The 17,622-nt window shown below is 66.7% G+C and carries 17 protein-coding genes; 14 read left to right on the top strand and 3 right to left on the bottom strand.

Annotated features, from left to right (window positions below; all coding sequences use genetic code 11):
* Complete coding sequence (locus GTW51_RS08575) at positions 1-1,509, bottom strand: ABC transporter substrate-binding protein (RefSeq protein WP_163043496.1); 1,509 nt, start codon at positions 1,507-1,509, stop codon at positions 1-3.
* Between the two features lie 188 nt (positions 1,510-1,697).
* Here GTW51_RS08575 and GTW51_RS08570 point away from each other — a divergent pair, with 188 nt between their 5' ends.
* Both GTW51_RS08570 and GTW51_RS08565 read left to right on the top strand, forming a co-directional pair.
* Entirely contained in the window at positions 1,698-2,627 is a 930-nt protein-coding gene (locus GTW51_RS08570) for a LysR family transcriptional regulator (protein ID WP_163043495.1), read from the top strand.
* A 289-nt stretch (positions 2,628-2,916) separates the two neighbouring features.
* A complete protein-coding gene (locus GTW51_RS08565; RefSeq protein WP_343033968.1) occupies positions 2,917-3,234 on the top strand; it encodes a hypothetical protein in 318 nt (105 codons plus the stop codon).
* 3 nt (positions 3,235-3,237) lie between these two features.
* Here GTW51_RS08565 and GTW51_RS08560 read toward each other — a convergent pair whose 3' ends face one another.
* Positions 3,238-3,849, bottom strand: coding sequence for a pyridoxamine 5'-phosphate oxidase family protein (locus GTW51_RS08560; protein ID WP_163043494.1), 612 nt, complete (start codon positions 3,847-3,849; stop codon positions 3,238-3,240).
* Between the two features lie 665 nt (positions 3,850-4,514).
* On the opposite strand from GTW51_RS08560, the gene GTW51_RS08555 reads away from it, so the two are divergent.
* A complete protein-coding gene (locus GTW51_RS08555) occupies positions 4,515-4,979 on the top strand; it encodes a nuclear transport factor 2 family protein (protein WP_163043575.1) in 465 nt (154 codons plus the stop codon).
* A 158-nt stretch (positions 4,980-5,137) separates the two neighbouring features.
* Entirely contained in the window at positions 5,138-6,040 is a 903-nt protein-coding gene (locus GTW51_RS08550) for a LysR substrate-binding domain-containing protein (protein ID WP_163043493.1), read from the top strand.
* A 146-nt stretch (positions 6,041-6,186) separates the two neighbouring features.
* Here GTW51_RS08550 and GTW51_RS08545 read toward each other — a convergent pair whose 3' ends face one another.
* Complete coding sequence (locus GTW51_RS08545; protein WP_163043574.1) at positions 6,187-6,762, bottom strand: TetR/AcrR family transcriptional regulator; 576 nt, start codon at positions 6,760-6,762, stop codon at positions 6,187-6,189.
* A 170-nt stretch (positions 6,763-6,932) separates the two neighbouring features.
* Here GTW51_RS08545 and GTW51_RS08540 point away from each other — a divergent pair, with 170 nt between their 5' ends.
* The 10 genes from GTW51_RS08540 (at position 6,933) to GTW51_RS08495 (ending at position 17,584) form a co-directional block, all read left to right on the top strand.
* Positions 6,933-7,430: a (2Fe-2S)-binding protein gene (locus GTW51_RS08540; protein WP_163043492.1), complete on the top strand. Its 498-nt coding sequence runs from the start codon at positions 6,933-6,935 to the stop codon at positions 7,428-7,430.
* Positions 7,427-8,485 carry an FAD binding domain-containing protein gene (locus GTW51_RS08535; protein WP_163043491.1) on the top strand — a complete coding sequence of 353 codons (1,059 nt, stop codon included), beginning with the start codon at positions 7,427-7,429 and terminating at the stop codon, positions 8,483-8,485. Before GTW51_RS08540 ends, GTW51_RS08535 begins: the two co-directional genes overlap by 4 nt.
* Positions 8,478-10,745 (top strand): xanthine dehydrogenase family protein molybdopterin-binding subunit, encoded by a 2,268-nt coding sequence (locus tag GTW51_RS08530; RefSeq protein WP_163043490.1) that lies wholly within the window; start codon positions 8,478-8,480, stop codon positions 10,743-10,745. Before GTW51_RS08535 ends, GTW51_RS08530 begins: the two co-directional genes overlap by 8 nt.
* 19 nt (positions 10,746-10,764) lie before the next feature.
* Complete coding sequence (locus GTW51_RS08525) at positions 10,765-11,232, top strand: hypothetical protein (RefSeq protein ID WP_246232800.1); 468 nt, start codon at positions 10,765-10,767, stop codon at positions 11,230-11,232.
* Between the two features lie 312 nt (positions 11,233-11,544).
* Positions 11,545-13,221 carry a BCCT family transporter gene (locus GTW51_RS08520; protein ID WP_163043489.1) on the top strand — a complete coding sequence of 559 codons (1,677 nt, stop codon included), beginning with the start codon at positions 11,545-11,547 and terminating at the stop codon, positions 13,219-13,221.
* A 52-nt stretch (positions 13,222-13,273) separates the two neighbouring features.
* Entirely contained in the window at positions 13,274-14,416 is a 1,143-nt protein-coding gene (locus GTW51_RS08515; RefSeq protein ID WP_163043488.1) for a PLP-dependent cysteine synthase family protein, read from the top strand.
* 174 nt (positions 14,417-14,590) lie between these two features.
* Entirely contained in the window at positions 14,591-15,259 is a 669-nt protein-coding gene (locus tag GTW51_RS08510; protein WP_163043487.1) for an ABC transporter permease subunit, read from the top strand.
* A 12-nt stretch (positions 15,260-15,271) separates the two neighbouring features.
* Entirely contained in the window at positions 15,272-15,928 is a 657-nt protein-coding gene (locus GTW51_RS08505; protein ID WP_163043486.1) for an amino acid ABC transporter permease, read from the top strand.
* A gap of 54 nt (positions 15,929-15,982) precedes the next feature.
* Entirely contained in the window at positions 15,983-16,786 is an 804-nt protein-coding gene (locus tag GTW51_RS08500) for a transporter substrate-binding domain-containing protein (RefSeq protein ID WP_163043485.1), read from the top strand.
* 27 nt (positions 16,787-16,813) lie between these two features.
* A complete protein-coding gene (locus GTW51_RS08495) occupies positions 16,814-17,584 on the top strand; it encodes an amino acid ABC transporter ATP-binding protein (protein WP_163043484.1) in 771 nt (256 codons plus the stop codon).
* Positions 17,585-17,622: the final 38 nt, after the last annotated feature.

The following is a 17,622-nucleotide window of genomic DNA, read 5'->3' as shown; positions in this document are numbered from 1 at the left end:
TTACTCGGTGATCCAGCGCGACTGGAAGAAGCGGGGCGTCTCGTCCGGAACCGGCGTGAACTCGAGCTTGGCGTTGTAAGCGTAGTTCAGCGCATAGGTGAACAACGGCACCTGGTAGGCCTGCTCGGTAATGATCTTGATCATTTCCTCGTAGGCCTTCAGCCGCTGCTCGTTGTCGCTGGTGTTGCCTTCCTCGAGCAACTCGATGACGCGCTCGTCCTTGGCGTAATCGACCGCGGATCCGGAGAACCAGTAGCCCGCCGAGCCGCTGATATCGCGGATCGAGTTCGAGCCCCAGGCCTGGAACCACATCGGCAGCTTGCCTTCGTCGCGGGCGGTCGCGATGGCGGATGCCTGGACGAAGTTCAGCCTGCCGTTGATGCCGACCTCGGCGAGGCTTCCAAGCACCGCCTCGATCAGCGGCCGGTCGCGATAGCCCCAGAACTCCAGCGAGAACCCGTCCGGATAGCCGGCTTCGGCGAGCAGCGCGCGGGCCTTTTCCGGATCGTAGTCGTAGGTGACTGCGGCATCGACGACGCAACCGAACTGAGCCGGCGAACAGGGCGTGTTGATGACCTGCGATCCCGGTCCCATCAGCGCTTCGCGGATCGCCTCACGGTCGATCGCGTGATTGATCGCCTGGCGGACCTTCAGGTCCTGCATCGGGCTGTCGCCGGAGCGGCCGAGCGCGTCCATGCCGAGAAAGGCGATGCGCAGCGTCTCACCGGCATCTACCTTGATCGCATCGCTGGTCGCCAGCCGGTCCACGGCATCCGGCGGCACCCGCCAAATCCAGTCCAGGCCGCCGCTCATCAGCTCGATGGCCTGCGTGTTGAACTCGCCGATGCGCCGGAAGACCAGGGTCTCGATCGACGGCTGGCCCTTCATGCCGCCGAAATAGTCGGGGAAGGCTTCCATCGTGATGCGCTCGCCGGCGACATGCTCGGTGACGCGGTAGGGGCCCGTGCCGATTGGGGCGCGCGACATGCCCTCAGGGCCGACCTCGGCGTAGTACTGCGCCGGATAGATCGGCAGGAGGTTGGCGATGTATTCGAGGATCGGCGGGAACACGCCGGCGGTCTTCAGCCGGACGGTGTAGTCGTCGACCTTCTCGGCGCCTTCCAGGAAGAAGATCGGCTGCGGCGTTGCGTTCGACGTGACGTATTCGACCGTCGCGACCACGTCATCTGCCGTCAGTTCCTCGCCATTGTGGAACTTGACGCCCTTGCGCAGGACGAACTCGATCGTCGTGTCGTCGACGAAGCGGAAGGATTCCGCGAGATGCGGCTCGAATTCACCCGTCTCGTCATTGCGATAGAGCAGGCCGTCCCAGATGTGGTTGGCCAGGACGATGCCTTCGCGGATCGTGTGCTGGTAGAAGTCGATGTTCGACGGCATCGAGTCCGACGCCCAGTTGAGCGAATTGTCCTCGGGTCCCGCCACGGCGGGCGTGGCCAGGAGGGCGGCGCCCAGAGCGAGCATTGAGATACGGTTCAGACGGATTTTCATCAGGACCCTCATTAAGAGCTGGCGGGACATTCGATCGGAAAGATCGGCGATACGCCCTGCATGGAGGCAGGCGGTCTGATCTGCTGCATTTTGTGCCCTGCAAACATGCTAGGCAGATGCCGTCGCAACAAGTACAATTTGTTGAGCGCTGCCATGCCGTTTTGGCAACGCAAGGCTTGGGAGGGCCGATGCAAACCACGAGCCTGCGTTATTTCCTCACCGTCGCCCGCTGTGGGTCGATCGCTGCCGCCTCCGCCCGGCTGAACGTTGCGGCATCGGCGATCAGCCGGCAGATCGCCAATCTCGAAAACGAGCTCGGATGCGTGCTGTTCGAACGGCGGCCACGCGGCATGGTCACCAGCCCTGCCGGCGATCTCCTGGTGGACCACGCCAACCGGATCCTGATGCGGGCCGATCTGGCGGTCTCGGAGATCTCGCAGCTCCAGGGAACCGCCCGGGGCCTCATTCGCATCGCCACCAGCGAGGGTTTCGCGCTGGACGTTCTGCCCGACGCCATCGCGGCCTTTCATGCAAGGTTCCCGGGCATCCGTTTCGAGCTCGCCGTCATGCCGCCCCTCAAGGTGACGCAAAGCGTCGCGTCCGGCGAAGCCGATATCGGGATGACCTTCACCATGGGACGCGATCCCGGCGTGACGGTCGTCCACGAAACCACCGTCGCGATGGTCGGCCTCTGCGCCAAGGCACATCCCCTCGCCGGCACCACGCCGGTGGCCCTGCGCACCTTGCAGGACTATCCGGTCGTCCTGATGCCCGAGGACACCACGTCCCGCCAGGTGTTCGATGCGGCCTGCCGGGACGAAGGACTGACGATCGAGCCGGTGATGACCACCAACGCGCTCTCGTCGATCCTGTCCTTCGTGAAGCTCACCAAGGCCATCGTGCCGCTGGCATCGCTGTCGATCCTCGGCCCCGTCCTTCGCGGCGAGTTCTCGGCATTTCCGCTCGAAGGCCTGGCGCGGACGTCGAGAGGCGTCCAGGTCAATGTCATGCGCGATCGCCGGCTGCCGCACGCGGTGCAGATCTTCCTGGACGAGTTCATCGCGACCCTTCCGGCAAGCCCGCTGTCCGCGGCAGATCTTCACGCGGCGTGTGGATGAGCAGCTCCACCATCAGCGTCGCCGCGCCTTCCTCGCGGTCGAGGAGGCTGTTCGGAAAAGCGTTGCGGGAATCTCCGACTTTCGCGAAGCCAGGTCGGGTCGACAGCGTCTTCCTGGCTCATGTTGCTCTCCGGTGCGCCCCCGCGTCTGCGAGCAATGCTTGCCGAACTTGCTGTCATCCGCAATGATTGTCCGCCTGCGTCCGCAGCGGGTTCTATCGGGACGCCACGCCGCAGATTGCGATAATGCCCGGTGAGTTGGAAGTTCCGGCCTCGGCCCGGGACGACGGATGAGCATCGGCGTTGACGCTGTGACGCAAGACGACAAGACAACGTGCGGGCCGGACATCAGTCGTCGCGGCGCGCTACATCTGACATGGCGGAATGGGGTAGAGACGATGGCGGAAAACGATGCGGCTTACGTCGAGGTCGAGGAACGCATCAGGGCGGTCCGGGACAATATAAGGGACCTCGTCGAGCAGGCCTCCGCGGCGTCCGGAGAGGCCGCGGAGCAGCGCATCGCCGATCGGTTGAGCGAACAGGAAGCCTTGCTGGAGCGGCTGATCCAGGAGCGCGACGGCCTGGCCGGCCCCGCCGCACAGCCCTGACGATCAGCTAACCCCACGGAGCGCGGCGTTTTCGGCTTCGAGTTGCGCCAGGCGGTCGCGAAGCGGTTGCACGGCGGCCGCGATCTCCTCCTCGGTGAAGCGCGGGGTGATGTGCTGCGGGCAGTTCCAGTCGAACGCATCGAGCGTCAGCCGGAAGATCCGTTCGATCTTCGCCCTGTAGCCCGGCATCGCCACAAGCTCGGCGAGCGCCGCGTCGGCGTCGGGCTCGACGATCTCGGCATGGGCATAGATCTTGAGCCGGGCGCGGTGCGGATAGTCCATCAGGAACAGGCAGGTCCGGCTGTCGGCGACGAGATTGCCGGTGCTGATGTACTGGCGGTTGCCGCGGTAGTCGGCAAAGGCGAGCGTGCGCTCGTCGATCGTCTTCAGGAAGCCCTTCGGGCCGCCGCGATGCTGGACGTAGGGCCAGCCGGTTTCTGAAACCGAGGCCATATAGAAGCTGTCGCGGGTGGCGATGAAGGCCTGCTCGCGCTCGCCGAAGCGATCGAAGCTGTGCCGGCTGTTGAAGTCGTCCCACAGATGGTCCGCCCCCATCTTCGCCTGTACTTCGCGGACGCTGGGCGTGACGGCGATATCCAGAAAGCCATGTGGCACGAGCAAACTCCCGATGCTGGGGACGGTGGTCGGCTCGTCCCGTCGAACGCGCCATCGACCTGATGACGCAGGGGCACCCGGGTACGTGCGTGGCAAAAGATGCCGAAGCCGCCCGGTCCTCCTCCATGAAGCAAATTGCGGCCTGCATCTATTGCGAAGAGAGGAATGATCCCTTCCACATTACTCAGATTATCGGCGCCTGCCGAACCCGGTTGCCTGTCGCTGAACCCAGCCCTGCAGCCGTTCGAAGGAAACCGACCCTGAAGCAGTCAGTGATTTCGTTGTTGCTCGCCGGCGCCCTCGGTGTCGGGGTGGTCGACGTGGCCCCGGCAGCCTCGCCCGCCGCTGCCATTGCCGCCCCAGCCACCGTCCATTACCGCGATGCGACGGTCGACGGCGTCAGGATCTTTCCCGAGGAAGGCGCCCACCCCTATCTGCGCGACCTGCCGCGAGCGGAACTGCACATCATCGATACCGGCCATTTCGCCCTCGAGGAGAGGCTCGACGAGATGGCGCCGCTCATCCGCTCATTCCTCGATCGCAAGGTCGCCATCCCTGATCTTGCGGCCGCCCGCGAAGCGCCGGATGGTGCTGTCGTTCGACAAAGCCCGGACGGGCATTCGCCGCCCTGCCCGTCCGCAACACCGATCCGAGAGAGACCGCCAATGTCCCGCCCGCCGCTTCCGCCCTTCACCGAGCAGACCGCCATCGAGAAGGTGCGGCTTGCCGAGGACGGCTGGAACAGCCGCGATCCCGCCAGGGTGACCCTCGCCTATACCGAGGACACGCGCTGGCGGAACCGCGTCGAGTTCGCCCATGGCCGGGCGGAAGTCGAGGCGTTCCTGACCCGCAAGTGGAACAGGGAACTCGACTACCGGCTGATCAAGGAACTCTGGGCGTTCGCGGGAAACCGCATCGCCGTGCGCTATGCCTACGAATATCACGACGACAGCTTCCAGTGGTTTCGCGCCTACGGCAACGAGAACTGGGAGTTCGCCGAGGACGGGCTCATGCGCTTTCGTCATGCCAGCATCAACGAACGCCCGATCGCCGAAGCCGAACGGGCGTTTCACTGGCCGCTCGGTCGCCGCCCGGACGATCATCCCGGCCTCAGCCATTTCGGTTTCTAGCCGAGACCGGTTCGCGGGTCAGACGACGACCGCAGCAGGCGCGGCCGCGATGGCGGCGTGAAGCGGGATCCGGCGCGGTCCCGATCGCCGGATGCTTGCCACGACCCGGCAATTCCTCCACGACTACCGATGATTTCGCGGAGCGCGTGAGGTGCCGGGTGGATCGCTGGCAGGCCATGCGGATCTTCGTCAAGGTGGCGGAGACCGAGAGTTTTGCCGAGTCAGCGCGCCAGCTGCACATGAGCGCGCCGGCGGTGACGCGCGCCGTCGCCGGCCTCGAAGACCTCATCGGCGCGCGCCTGTTCGTCCGCACGACGCGGTCGGTGAAGCTGACGGAACCCGGCAGCCGCTATCTCGGCGATTGCCGCCGGATCCTGTCGGACATCGTCGAGGCGGAAGCGGCCGCCGCGGGCTCCTATGCGACGCCCTCCGGGACCCTCTCCATCACCAGTTCGGCGCTGTTCGGGCCGATGTACGTCCTGCCGATCGTGCATGAATATCTTCAGGCCTACCCCGCCGTCTCCGGCAGGATGCTGTTCGTCGACCGTCCGGTGAACATCGTCGACGAGGGTATCGACGTCGCCATTCGCCTGGGGCAACTGCCGGACTCAGGCTTTTCGGCGATCAAGGTCGGCTCGGTGCGCCGCGTCGTCTGCGGGGCGCCCGCCTATTTCGCGGCGCATGGCACGCCGACCGTCCCGGCCGATCTCAAGGATCACCGCATCGTCGCCTCGACCAGCGCCTGGGCCTCGCCCGAATGGCGCTTCGCGCGCGATCATCGCGTGACGGTCAATGCCTGGCTGCAGTGCAACACCAACGACGCCGCCATCGCGACGGCGGTGGCCGGTCTCGGCATCACGCGGGTGCTGCAATATCAGATCGGCCCGGCCCTGCTCGACGGCCGGCTGCAGATCGTGCTCGCCGACTACGAGGAGCCGCCGCTGCCGATCCACGTGCTGCATCCGGAGGGACGCAACGCGCCGGCAAAGGTGCGGGCCTTCGTCGACCTGGCGGTTGCCCGCCTGCGGGAGAACCGGCTTCTCGATCGACACGAATCGTAGGGTCTCGGCACGGCACGGCTTGCCGTCCTGCCTGCGGCTCTGCCTCGCCGCGCGCGAAGACCAGTGCCGTCAGTGCCGGCCTAATCGATCACCGTGGCTCTTGAGGCGCGCTCGTCAGGCGCTTCAAGAACGGGACGAGCGAGCGGTCACTCCAGGAGTCCATCGACGAAGATGTCGACCAGCCGGCTCACCTTTTCTTCCGAGCCGGTCTCCTTGCCCATGAGCGATATGCCGATCAGCACGTGAAGGAGATCGTCGGCCGTGACGTCGTCGCGGATCCGCTTTGCCGCCATCGCTCGCTGGAGAAGCAGGCCAGCGGCCCGGGTGAGATTGGCCTGGGAAAAGGCATAGACGTCGGACGAGCTGTCGACGGCGAGCGCGAGGGCCTTTAATGCACCGCGCTTCGTCGCCACCAGCCTGATACCCGCACGCAGCCATTCGCGCAGGGCGACCACCGGATCGTCCGCCAGGGCCAGTGCCTCCGCGAGTTCGCTCAGCTGCTCGACCTCCCGCCTGTAGACCGCCTCGAACAGCGCGTCCCTGGTCGGGAAGTGGCGGTAGAGCGTGCCGATCCCGACCCCGGCGCGCCGGGCGACCGCTTCCAGGCTCGCTTCCGCCCCGCCCGTGCGGAACACGTCCGCTGCGGCCGCCAGCAGGCGTTCCCGGTTCCGCACGGAATCCGCCCGCGGTTTGCGCATTGCCTTATGCGGCTTCACTGCCATGTGAAAATTTAGAACCCCTCGCACTTGTAAACGGAGGGTGCCTCCGTATCTTTCGGTCAGCGCCGGTGGATCGCGATCGAACCCGATCGCGCAGTTCGTCGCCGCACAGAAGCTCGAACCGGCAGCGGCATTGGCCATCCGGTTCGGGATACCACTGATCGGGTGACAAGATGAACCATTCCATACGCCTGACAATCAACGGGACGGCGCGGGAAGTCGACATCGACGATCCACGCGTCACGCTCCTCGACCTCCTGCGCGAGCGGCTGGATCTCACCGGCACCAAGAAGGGCTGCGACCGCGGGCAATGCGGCGCCTGCACCATCCTCGTCGACGGCCGGCGCATCAATTCCTGCCTCGCTTTGGCGATCAGCTTCGATGGCGCGGACGTCACGACCATCGAGGGTCTTGCCACGAATGGCGAACTGCACCCGGTACAGGCCGCGTTCATCGAGCATGACGGCTTCCAGTGCGGCTACTGCACGCCCGGGCAGATCATGAGCGCCGTCGGCCTGATCGCCGAAGGCCAGGCCGGCGCCGATCCGGAGCGCGTTCGCGAGGGCATGAGCGGCAATCTCTGCCGCTGCGGCGCCTATGCCGGCATCACTGAAGCGGTGATCGACGCGCATGGCCGGCTCGTTGAAAAGAACCAGGAGAATGCGGCATGAACCGGTTCGACTATGTTCGCCCGACGACGGTTGCCGAGGCCATCGCCGCCGCCGCGCAGCCGGGCGCGGCCTTCCTCGCCGCCGGCACCAACCTCCTGGACCTGATGAAGGGCGGCATCGCCCGCCCCGAACGGCTCGTGGACATCACCCATATCGCCGGTCTCGACGCGATCGAGCGGCTGCCCGACGGCAGCACCCGGATCGGAGCGATGGTGCGCAATGCCGAATTGGCGCACGATCCGGACTTCGCCGCACGCTATCCATCCGTCGCTGAGGCGCTGCTGTCGGGCGCGTCCGCGCAATTGCGCAATGCCGCGACGGTCGGCGGCAACCTCATGCAGGAGACGCGCTGCCGCTATTTCTACGACACCGCCAGCGCCTGCAACCGACGTGTTCCCGGCAGCGGCTGCGATGCGCTGGAAGGGGAGAACCGCGCGCATGCGGTGCTCGGCTGGAGCGAAAGCTGCATTGCCACGCATCCGTCGGATCTTTGCGTGCCGCTGGTCGCGCTGGACACGATCGTCGAACTCGAGGGGCCGGACGGGCGGCGCGAGGTCCCCCTCGCCGAGTTTCATCGCCTGCCCGGCACGACGCCGGAACAAAGGACGGTCCGGCGGCCGGGCGAGATCATCCTCGCCGTCCGCCTGCCCGCCGAAGCTGCCGCCTTCTCGGGCCACTCGCGCTACCTCAAGGTCCGCGAGCGCACGTCCTATGCATTTGCCGTCGTCTCGGCGGCCGCGGGTCTCGCCATGGATGGCGAGCGCATCCGCGCGGCGCGGATAGCCCTCGGCGGCGTTGCCGCCAAGCCGTGGCGCTGCGAGGCGGCGGAAGCCGAGCTGGTTGGCCAGGTGCCCGGTCGCGAGGCGTTCGAACGTGCCGCGAAGGCGGCTCTCGCGGGTGCGACGCCCTCCGGCGACAATGCCTACAAGATCGAGCTGGCCCGGCGCATCGTGATCCGCGCCCTGCAGCTCGCGTCCGCCGGCACGCCCGACCGCCTGCCGGCCCTGCCCGCCTCCCCCTTTGCTCCGGTTCCCGCAGGTGCGCACCATGTCTGAGATCAGCCTCACCGAAAATGCCCAGCACCAGCGGCACGGCTCGAATAGCGGCCAGCCCCTGACCCGTCGCGAGGGCGTACGCAAGGTCACCGGCACGGCGACCTATGCGGCGGACAACCACCCGTCCGGGATGCTCTACGCGGTCTGTGCCACCAGCACGATCGCTCGCGGCCGCGTGGTCGGCCTCGACGAAGCCGCGGCTCGCGGCCATCCGGGTGTCGTCGACGTGATGACGACGGCCAACCGGCCCCCGCTCGCCACAGACCCGGACGAAAAGTCCCACCCCTTCATGTTCCGCATGGACCTCCTGCAGAACGATCGGGTGCGCTATGCCGGCCAGCCGATCGCGGTGGTGATCGCCGAAACGTTGGAGGCGGCGAGCGAAGGCGCCGCCCTGCTGGCGCCGCGTTACGAGGTAGAAGACGCCCGTGTCGGCCTCGACGGCGCCGAGAGCTTCAGCCCGCAATCTGTCGGCGCCGGCAGTCCGCCGCTAGCCGAAACGGGCGATGTCGAGGCTGGGCTTCGCGGCGCCCATCGCCGCGTCGAGGTGACCTACGAAACCGCTCCGCAGTATCACAACGCGATGGAGCCCCATTGCGTCGTCGCGGCCTGGGACGGTGACCGGCTCTCGCTCGACATGCCGACGCAGGCGCTCGCCATGTCACAGCAGCGCCTTGGCGGGCTGTTCGGGATCGCCCCCGAGAATGTCGCGATCCGCAGCCCCTATCTCGGCGGCGGCTTCGGGTCGAAGGGTTTTCCGGCCGGCCCGCAGGTGCTCGGCATCCTGGCGGCGAGGCTCACCGGCCGACCGGTGAAGCTAGTCTTGCGCCGCGAGCAGATGTTTGGGCCGGTCGGCCATCGCGCCGCCACGCGCCAGACGCTGCGCATCGGCGTCGCCGAGGATGGCGGGCTGACGGCGATCGCGAACCACACCCGGACGTCTTCGAGCACTTTCGACGATTTCTTCGAGCCGGCGGCCGATGTCGCGCATACGCTCTATGCGAGCCCCGCCATCCGCACGAGCTACGAAGTCGTGCGGCTCGACACCGGCACCCCGCTCTTCATGCGGGCACCCGGCGAGGCCAGCGGCTCGATCACGCTGGAAAGCGCCATCGACGAAGCGGCCTATGGGGCCGGGATGGACCCGCTCGCCTTCCGGCTGAAGAACCACGCCGATGTCGAGCCGATCTCCGGCAAGCCGTTCTCGTCGAAACGCCTCAAGGACTGCTACGCGCAGGGCGCCGAGCGCTTCGGCTGGTCGACGCGACCGCTCGAGCCGCGGCAGATGCGCGACGCGGACGGGCTGCTGGTCGGCTGGGGTGTCGGGACGGCGACCTTCCCGGCGCTGATGTTCCAGGCGAACGCGCGCGCCGTGATCCGCCGCGACGGTACCGCACGCATCGAGACTGGTGCCCATGACATGGGCCAGGGCGCATGGACGGCGCTGGCGCAGATCGGCGCCGACGCTCTGGGCCTGCCCATCGACGACGTCGAGTTCGCGGCCGGCACTTCGGACCTGCCCGACGCGGGCATCGCCGGTGGCTCGGCCCATACGGCAACGGCCGGGATGGCGCTCCATACCGCCGGCCTCAACGTTCTTGCCAAGCTGGCGGACATCGCCACGGCCGACGAACGCTCGCCGCTCTTCGGCGCCGGCAATGTCGGCACGGTGGCGCGCGATGGGCGTCTCGTGCGCCGCGACGACGAAAGCCGGGGCGAGCCCTTCGTCGACATCCTCGAGCGCGCCGGCCTCGCCGAGATCGAGGCGACCGGCCAGGCGGCTGGGGATGCCGCCGCGCAGGAGGCCTATGCCATGCATGCGCATGGGGCGGTGTTCGCCGAGGTGAAGATCGATCCCGATCTCGGGCAGATCCGCGTCAGCCGACTGGTCGGGGCGTTCGCCGCCGGGCGGATCATCAACCCGAGAATGGTCGAGAGTCAGCTCTTCGGCGGGATGATCTGGGGCATCTCCTTCGCCCTCCACGAGCACGCGGTCGTCGACCGTCGCTCGGGCCGGGTGATGAATGCCGACCTTGCCGAGTACCACATCCCGGTCAACGCCGACGTGCCGTCGATGGAGGCGATCCTCGTCCACGAGGACGATCCGCACGTGAACGCGCTGGGCATCAAGGGCGTCGGCGAGATCGGCGTTACCGGCACGGGCGGCGCGATCGCCAACGCCGTCTGGCACGCCACGGGTCGGCGCATCCGGCGATTTCCGATGTCGTTGGCCGATCTGATCGACCAGGATAGAAGGTGAGCACGCTCACGAGCCTTCGATGGCCATCAGGGTTCTGCCCCTGGTAGAACCTGCCAACGACCACAGCCGGATCATTGACATGGCCAGACGCAACTCTTCCCTTGGCCTGTTCGGCCGCTTTGGACGGTCGGAGGACTTGCGGCGACTGGATGGAGCCTTGCGCTCCGTCGATCTCCATCCGAGCATGGTTCCCGAGGCGGTAAAGCTGACCGTCGTCAATCTACTGAAGGACCATGCCATCGGCGATGAGCCGGCGCCCCAGGCGTATCGGTCTGCGGCCGAGATCCTGGGCTACTGCATGATCGGCGCCGAGGGCTTCGCTGGGGTCAACGGCGTTCCGCTCGCTTTGCAGGTGGAGGAGCGGATCGAACGGGCGCTGGAGCACGGCGACAGGCTGGATGCCCAACTCGTGCTGGTCACCATGGCCGCCAAGGTGATCCAGCCGAGCGTAGTCGCGCATTTCGCGCTCACCAGCGAAGCAGACTAGGGCAGGCCGCGCGTTCACCATTCTGCGCTGCGCTCCTGATCACCGGGTCCCCAGCCTCCACAGAGCTCGGCCGCGGTTCTGGCCTGCCGCAGGGGCTCGTTTTTCCTGATCGGGTCGTCTCAGCGGTTCATCCCGGCGGACCGTCGAGCGTTTCCCCTTACGGTCAGGGGAAGCGGCGACTGTCACAGGAAGCCCAGCCTGCGCTCGCCTCTGCCCGCCGAATCGTGCACAGCAGGGTCTACTGCAATGTGAGCGGGGAACGGACTTGCGGCAGGCAGGTTTCGAAGTCACAGGCTGGATCGGAGCAGACGCGTGAAAAATTTGGCGAGCCGGCTGGGTCTGCGTGTCGACCCGACGATCTTCTTCACCTCCGCCGGCCTCAGTCTGGTCTTCGTCCTGCTGCTGGTGATCGCGCCCGGGCCGATCGGCGACGCCTTTGCCAACGGCCGTGCCTGGATCGTCACGAATCTCGGCTGGTTCTTCATTCTCGGCGTGAATGTCTGGCTGGGCTTCCTGATCTACGCCGCGATGTCGCGCCATGGCCATATCCGCCTCGGCCCCAAGGACTCGCGCCCGGAATACACCAACCTGTCCTGGTTCACGATGCTGTTCGCCGGCGGCATCGGCACGGTGCTGATGTTCTGGGGCGTGGCCGAACCGATCAGTCACTACCAGTCCCCGCCGCTGCCCGGCGTCGAGCCGTTCTCCTTCGAGGCCGCACAGGATGCGATCTCGATCTCGCTCTACCATCTGGCGCTGCATACCTGGACGATCTTCGCACTGCCGGGCCTGGCGCTCGGCTATTTCATCAATCGCTACGACCTGCCGGTGCGGGTCAGCTCGGTGTTCTATCCGCTGCTGCGCGAAGGCATCTATGGCCCCGTCGGCAAGGCGATCGACATCGTCGCCATCCTCGGCACCCTGTTCGGCGTCGCCGTGTCGCTCGGGCTCGGCTCGTCGCAGGTGGCAGCGGGATTGTCGGCGCTGTTCGGCTGGAACGACGACACGCTTCTGCGTCTTGCGATCCTGGGCGCCCTCACTGTGGTCGCGACTCTGTCGATCGTCGCAGGCCTCGACAAGGGCGTGAAAATCCTCTCGAACATCAATATCGGCATGGCGGTCGGCCTGTTGCTGTTCGTGCTGTTCACCGGGTCGACGCTGTTCCTGCTGCGCGGCATCGTCGAGACATTCGGTCTCTATCTGTCCAACCTGCCCCGGCTGGCCTTCTGGAACGACATGCTGCACGGCGGCGGCATGGGCACCGGGCCCTGGGGATGGCAAGGCGACTGGACGGTCTTCTACTGGGCCTGGACCGTCACCTGGTCGCCCTTCATCGGCCTCTTCGTCGCCCGTATCTCGCGCGGGCGGACGATCCGCGAATTCGTCTTCGGCGTGCTTCTCGCGCCGTCGCTGTTCACGGTGATCTGGTTCGCCGTCTTCGGTTGGCAGGCGATGGCCCTCGACGGGCTGGGCGTCGACGCGCGCGCCGCCATGGGGCCGGCAGCCGGATCCATCAGCGACGCCGTCACCGAATCCGTGCCGCTGGCGATGTTCGCGTTCTTCGCGGAACTTCCCTGGGCGCCGCTGATGCAGGGTATCGCCGTGCTGGTCGTGGCGATCTTCTTTGCGACCTCCTCGGATTCGGCATCACTCGTCGTGGACATGCTGTGTTCCGGCACCGCGGAACCCGGTCCGGTCCGACAGCGGGTGTTCTGGGGGCTCGCCGAGGGCCTGATCGCCGCAACCCTGATCCTCCTCGCCGGCGAGGCCGGCCTGACCGCCCTGCAGCAGGTGATCACGGTGGTCGGCCTGCCGATCTTCGTGTTGGTCTGCATGATGATCCCGGCCTTGATCCGCGGCTTTGCCAACGAGGACATCGACCACGTCACGATCGGCAAACGTCCCGCGCTGAGCGAGTTCGATGCCAAGGTGCCGGACGAGCCGGACGCGACGGACCAGTCTCCCGCCGATCTGCCGCAGACACGGTGATCACCAGGGCTGAGACGCCTGATAACGTGACAATCCACCGACAGGCGCAGCCATGCTTCAAGCGACCGATACGCTCCCCTTCGCCGATCTCTGCCTCGACTGCTCGGCGCTGCTGTCGGGCGCCGACCTATCCGGACAGGCCTGGACCAAGGAGGCGATCGCGCTGCTCACCGGCGACGGGCGGCGCTCGGCCGACACCCATCTGGTCAAGCCGAACTTTCCCGGCCTGCCCGGCATCGACATCTACTTCAAGGACGAGTCGACGCATCCGACCGGCAGCCTGAAGCACCGGCTCGCCCGCTCGCTGTTCCTCTATGGCATCTGCAACGGCGCCATCCGCCAGGGCACGACGCTGGTCGAGGCGTCGTCGGGCTCGACGGCGGTCAGCGAGGCCTATTTCGCGCAGTTCCTGAAGCTGCCGTTCATCGCCGTGATGCCGCGCTCGACCAGTCCGGAGAAGATCGCCGCGATCAAGCGCTTCGGCGGACGCTGCGCCTTCGTCGATCGCGCCGCCGACATCTACGACGAGGCGATCCGCATCGCCGCCGAGACCGGCGGCTACTATCTCGACCAGTTCACCTTCGCCGAGCGGGCGACCGACTGGCGCGGCAACAACAACATCGCCGAGAGCATCTTCGACCAGATGCAGGGCGAGGTTCACCCCGTGCCGGCCTGGGTGGTGATGAGCGCCGGCACCGGCGGCACCTCGGCGACGATCGGCCGCTACATCCGCTACCGCGGCCTCGACACGCGGCTCTGCGTCGTCGACGTCGAGCACTCGGCCTTCTACGACGCCTACCGGACCGGCAATCGCGACGTCACCTGCCCGACGGGCTCGCGGATCGAGGGGATCGGCCGCCCCCGGGTCGAGCCGTCCTTCCTGCCGGCCGTCATCGACCACATGATCAAGGTGCCGGACGCCGCCTCGATCGCGGCGATGCACGTGCTCTCCGAGCGCCTGTTCCGCCGCGTCGGCGGCTCGACCGGCACCAATTTCTTCGGCCTCTGCTGGATCGCCGCCTGCATGATGCGCGCCGGCGAGACGGGCTCGCTGGTCACCCTGATCTGCGACAGCGGCGACCGCTATGCCTCGACCTATTACGATCCGGGCTGGCTGAAGGCGAACGGCATCGACCTCGATCCCTACCGCCAGCGCATCGAGGCCTTCATCGACCGCGGCGTCGACGGGCTGTAGCGGGCCGCGCCCCCCTCTCCGCCGGTCCACACGGATCGGCACCTTCGCCGATTCAATGGGTTGACGCTCGCGCGGCTGGTCCGGTAGATCGGCGCAGTGCCTGCGGGCGGCTGCCGGTCGAATGGCTGCAGCGAGGGGGAAGCACGCCTTCCACGCCTCCGGGAGAGGTCGGGCGTGTACCAGTTCAATTTTGCCCCTGTTTTCGATAATTTCGACCAGCTCCTCTGGGGGGCCTGGGTCACGATCCAGCTGTCCTTCGGGGCGATGGTGATCGGGCTGGTGGTCGCCGTGATCTGTGCCGTCGGCAAGACGGCCGGGCCGAAGCCGGTGCGCTTCCTGATCGACGTCTATATCGAGCTCATCCGCAACACGCCGTTCCTGATCCAGATCTTCTTCATCTATTTCGCCCTGCCGGCCTTCGGCCTGCGGCTCACGCCGGGTTCGGCCGCGCTCCTGGCGCTCGTCGTCAATGTCGGTGCCTATGCGACCGAGATCGTGCGCGCCGGCATCGAGTCCATCCCCACCGGCCAGGTCGAGGCAGGCACCGCGCTCGGGCTGAAGCGCGGCCAGATCTTCCGCTACATCGTCATGAAGCCGGCGCTGCGCACCGTCTATCCGGCGCTGACCAGCCAGTTCATCTTCCTGATGCTGACCTCGAGCGTCGTCTCGGTGATCTCGGCGAACGATCTCGCGGCCGCCGGCAACGATTTGCAGGCGCAGACCTTCGCCTCGTTCGAAGTCTATCTGGTCATCACGGTGATGTACCTGATCCTCTCGCTCGGCTTTTCGGGCTTCTTCAGCCTGATCCAGCGGGCCGCCTTCCACTACCCGATGAGCCGATAGGAGGGCACCGACATGATCCGCGCCTTCGGCCCCAATGAAGTCTGGTTCATCCTCTCCGCCGTGCAGTGGACGCTGGCGCTCTCGGCGATCGCGTTTGCCGGTGGTGCCGTCGGCGGCCTGATCACGGCGCTTGCCCGCGTCTCGCACAACCGCATCGTCTCCGGCTTCGCGCTGGGCTTCATCCGGCTGTTCCAGGGCACGCCGCTGCTGATGCAGCTGTTCCTGGTGTTCTTCGGCCTCAGCATTCTCGGCTACGGCGTCAATCCGTGGTTCGCCGCGGCGCTTGCCTTGACGCTGCACGCCTCCGCCTTTCTCGGCGAGATCTGGCGGGGCTGCATCCAGGCGGTGCCGGCCGGACAGGGCGAGGCCAGCTGGGCGCTCGGCATCTCCTATTTCGACCGGATGAAGTCGATCATCCTGCCGCAGGCCGCGCGCATCGCCGTGGCGCCGACGGTCGGCTTCCTGGTGCAGCTGATCAAGGGCACCTCGCTCGCCTCGATCATCGGCTTCGTCGAGCTGACGCGGGCCGGCCAGATCGTCAACAACGCCACCTTCGACCCATTCAAGGTCTTCGGCCTCGTCGCGCTGATCTACTTCGTCATCTGCTGGCCGCTGTCGCTGGTGGCCCGGCACATGGAACGCCGCTTCGCCGCCATCGCGCAGCGCTGACCCTATCTACCGTCGCGCCGCATCGGCACGACGCCATCCAACGGGAGGAAGACCATGAACTATTTCACCAAGGCACTCGGCTTCGCCGCCGCGACCGCGCTGCTCGCCGGCGCCACGATCGCTCCGGCTTCGGCCCAGACCGTCGAGGAAATCAAGGCGCGCGGCACCGTCAACATCGGCATGCTCGTCGACTTCCCGCCCTTCGGCATTCTCGACCTGCAGGGCCAGCCGGACGGCTATGACGCCGACGTCGCCAAGCTGCTCGCCGAGGACATGGGCGTCGAGGTCAACATCGTGCCGGTCACCGGCCCGAACCGCATTCCGTACCTGCTCTCGGGCCAGGTCGACCTTCTCGTCGCCTCGCTCGGCATCACCCCGGAGCGCGCCGAGCAGGTCGACTTCTCGCAGCCTTATGCGGGCATCGAGATCTTCGTCTATGGCGACCAGAGCCTCGACGTCACCGACGCGTCCGGCCTGTCCGGCCAGAATGTCGGCGTCGCCCGCGCCTCGACGCAGGACACCGCGATCACCGAGATCGCGCCGGCCGACGCCAACATCCAGCGCTTCGACGACGACGCGACCGCCGTGCAGGCGCTGCTGTCGGGCCAGGTGCCGCTGATCGGCGCGTCCAACGTCGTCATCGCGCAGATCAACCAGGCGGCGCCCGACCGCTTCGACGCCAAGTTCCCGCTGCGCCAGCAGAGCCAGGGCATCGCGGTCCGCAAGGGCTCGGACGAGCTGCTGACCTACGTCAACGGCTTCCTCGACCGCGTCAAGGAAGGCGGCGAGCTGAATGCCGTCCACGAGGAGTGGCTGCAGTCGCCCCTGCCGGAATTCCTCGCCAAGACGCAGCAGTAAGAAGTACCTGAGAGGGAGACGCCGATCATGAGCCAGACAGTTGAGACCACGGCTGAAGCGGCGGACTCCCTCGCGGTGACGATGGAGGGCGTCGACAAGTATTACGGCGACTTCCACGCGCTGAAATCGGTCGACCTGACGGTTCGCCGGGGCGAGAAGATCGTCCTCTGCGGCCCGTCGGGATCCGGCAAGTCGACGCTGATCCGCTGCATCAACCAGCTCGAGGCCGTGCAGAAGGGCAAGATCGTGGTCGACGGCATCGAGCTGACGGCCGGACCGAAGAATGTCGAGCTGGTGCGCCGCGACGTCGGCATGGTGTTCCAGCAGTTCAATCTTTTCCCGCACATGACGGTGCTGGAGAACTGCACGCTGGCGCCGATCAAGGTGCGCGGCGTCTCCAAGGCGGAAGCGCAGGAGACGGCGCGCAAATATCTCGCCCGCGTCCGCATTCCCGAGCAGGCCGACAAATACCCGGCGCAGCTTTCCGGCGGCCAGCAGCAGCGCGTCGCCATCGCGCGGGCGCTGTGCATGAACCCCAAGATCATGCTGTTCGACGAGCCGACCTCGGCGCTCGACCCGGAAATGGTCAAGGAAGTGCTCGACACGATGATCGACCTGGCCGAAGAGGGCATGACGATGCTCGTCGTCACCCACGAGATGGGTTTTGCGCGCCGCGTCGCCGACCGGGTGATCTTCATGGACAAGGGCGAGATCGTCGAGATCGCCGAGCCGGCGACCTTCTTCGATCACCCGCGCGAGCAGCGCACCAAGGACTTCCTCGGCCAGATCAGCCACTGATCGGATTCGGCGTTTGGCGGGCACGCTCGTTGAGCGAT

This window comes from Aurantimonas aggregata (genome assembly GCF_010500835.1).
In the GTDB taxonomy this organism is placed as follows: domain Bacteria; phylum Pseudomonadota; class Alphaproteobacteria; order Rhizobiales; family Rhizobiaceae; genus Aurantimonas; species Aurantimonas aggregata.
Note: the sequence above shows the minus strand (reverse complement) of the source record. Positions and strands in the feature narration are given on the sequence as shown.

What these genes read in the sequence shown, in the direction of transcription:
- GTW51_RS08525 (WP_246232800.1), top strand. Translation starts at nt 10,765, where the DNA reads ATGGCCATCAGGGTTCTGCCCCTGGTAGAACCTGCCAACGACCACAGC.
- GTW51_RS08575 (WP_163043496.1), bottom strand. Translation starts at nt 1,509, where the DNA reads ATGAAAATCCGTCTGAACCGTATCTCAATGCTCGCTCTGGGCGCCGCC.
- GTW51_RS08565 (WP_343033968.1), top strand. Translation starts at nt 2,917, where the DNA reads ATGAGCATCGGCGTTGACGCTGTGACGCAAGACGACAAGACAACGTGC.
- GTW51_RS08530 (WP_163043490.1), top strand. Translation starts at nt 8,478, where the DNA reads ATGTCTGAGATCAGCCTCACCGAAAATGCCCAGCACCAGCGGCACGGC.
- GTW51_RS08540 (WP_163043492.1), top strand. Translation starts at nt 6,933, where the DNA reads ATGAACCATTCCATACGCCTGACAATCAACGGGACGGCGCGGGAAGTC.
- GTW51_RS08500 (WP_163043485.1), top strand. Translation starts at nt 15,983, where the DNA reads ATGAACTATTTCACCAAGGCACTCGGCTTCGCCGCCGCGACCGCGCTG.
- GTW51_RS08535 (WP_163043491.1), top strand. Translation starts at nt 7,427, where the DNA reads ATGAACCGGTTCGACTATGTTCGCCCGACGACGGTTGCCGAGGCCATC.
- GTW51_RS08495 (WP_163043484.1), top strand. Translation starts at nt 16,814, where the DNA reads ATGAGCCAGACAGTTGAGACCACGGCTGAAGCGGCGGACTCCCTCGCG.
- GTW51_RS08515 (WP_163043488.1), top strand. Translation starts at nt 13,274, where the DNA reads ATGCTTCAAGCGACCGATACGCTCCCCTTCGCCGATCTCTGCCTCGAC.
- GTW51_RS08505 (WP_163043486.1), top strand. Translation starts at nt 15,272, where the DNA reads ATGATCCGCGCCTTCGGCCCCAATGAAGTCTGGTTCATCCTCTCCGCC.
- GTW51_RS08545 (WP_163043574.1), bottom strand. Translation starts at nt 6,762, where the DNA reads ATGGCAGTGAAGCCGCATAAGGCAATGCGCAAACCGCGGGCGGATTCC.
- GTW51_RS08555 (WP_163043575.1), top strand. Translation starts at nt 4,515, where the DNA reads ATGTCCCGCCCGCCGCTTCCGCCCTTCACCGAGCAGACCGCCATCGAG.
- GTW51_RS08570 (WP_163043495.1), top strand. Translation starts at nt 1,698, where the DNA reads ATGCAAACCACGAGCCTGCGTTATTTCCTCACCGTCGCCCGCTGTGGG.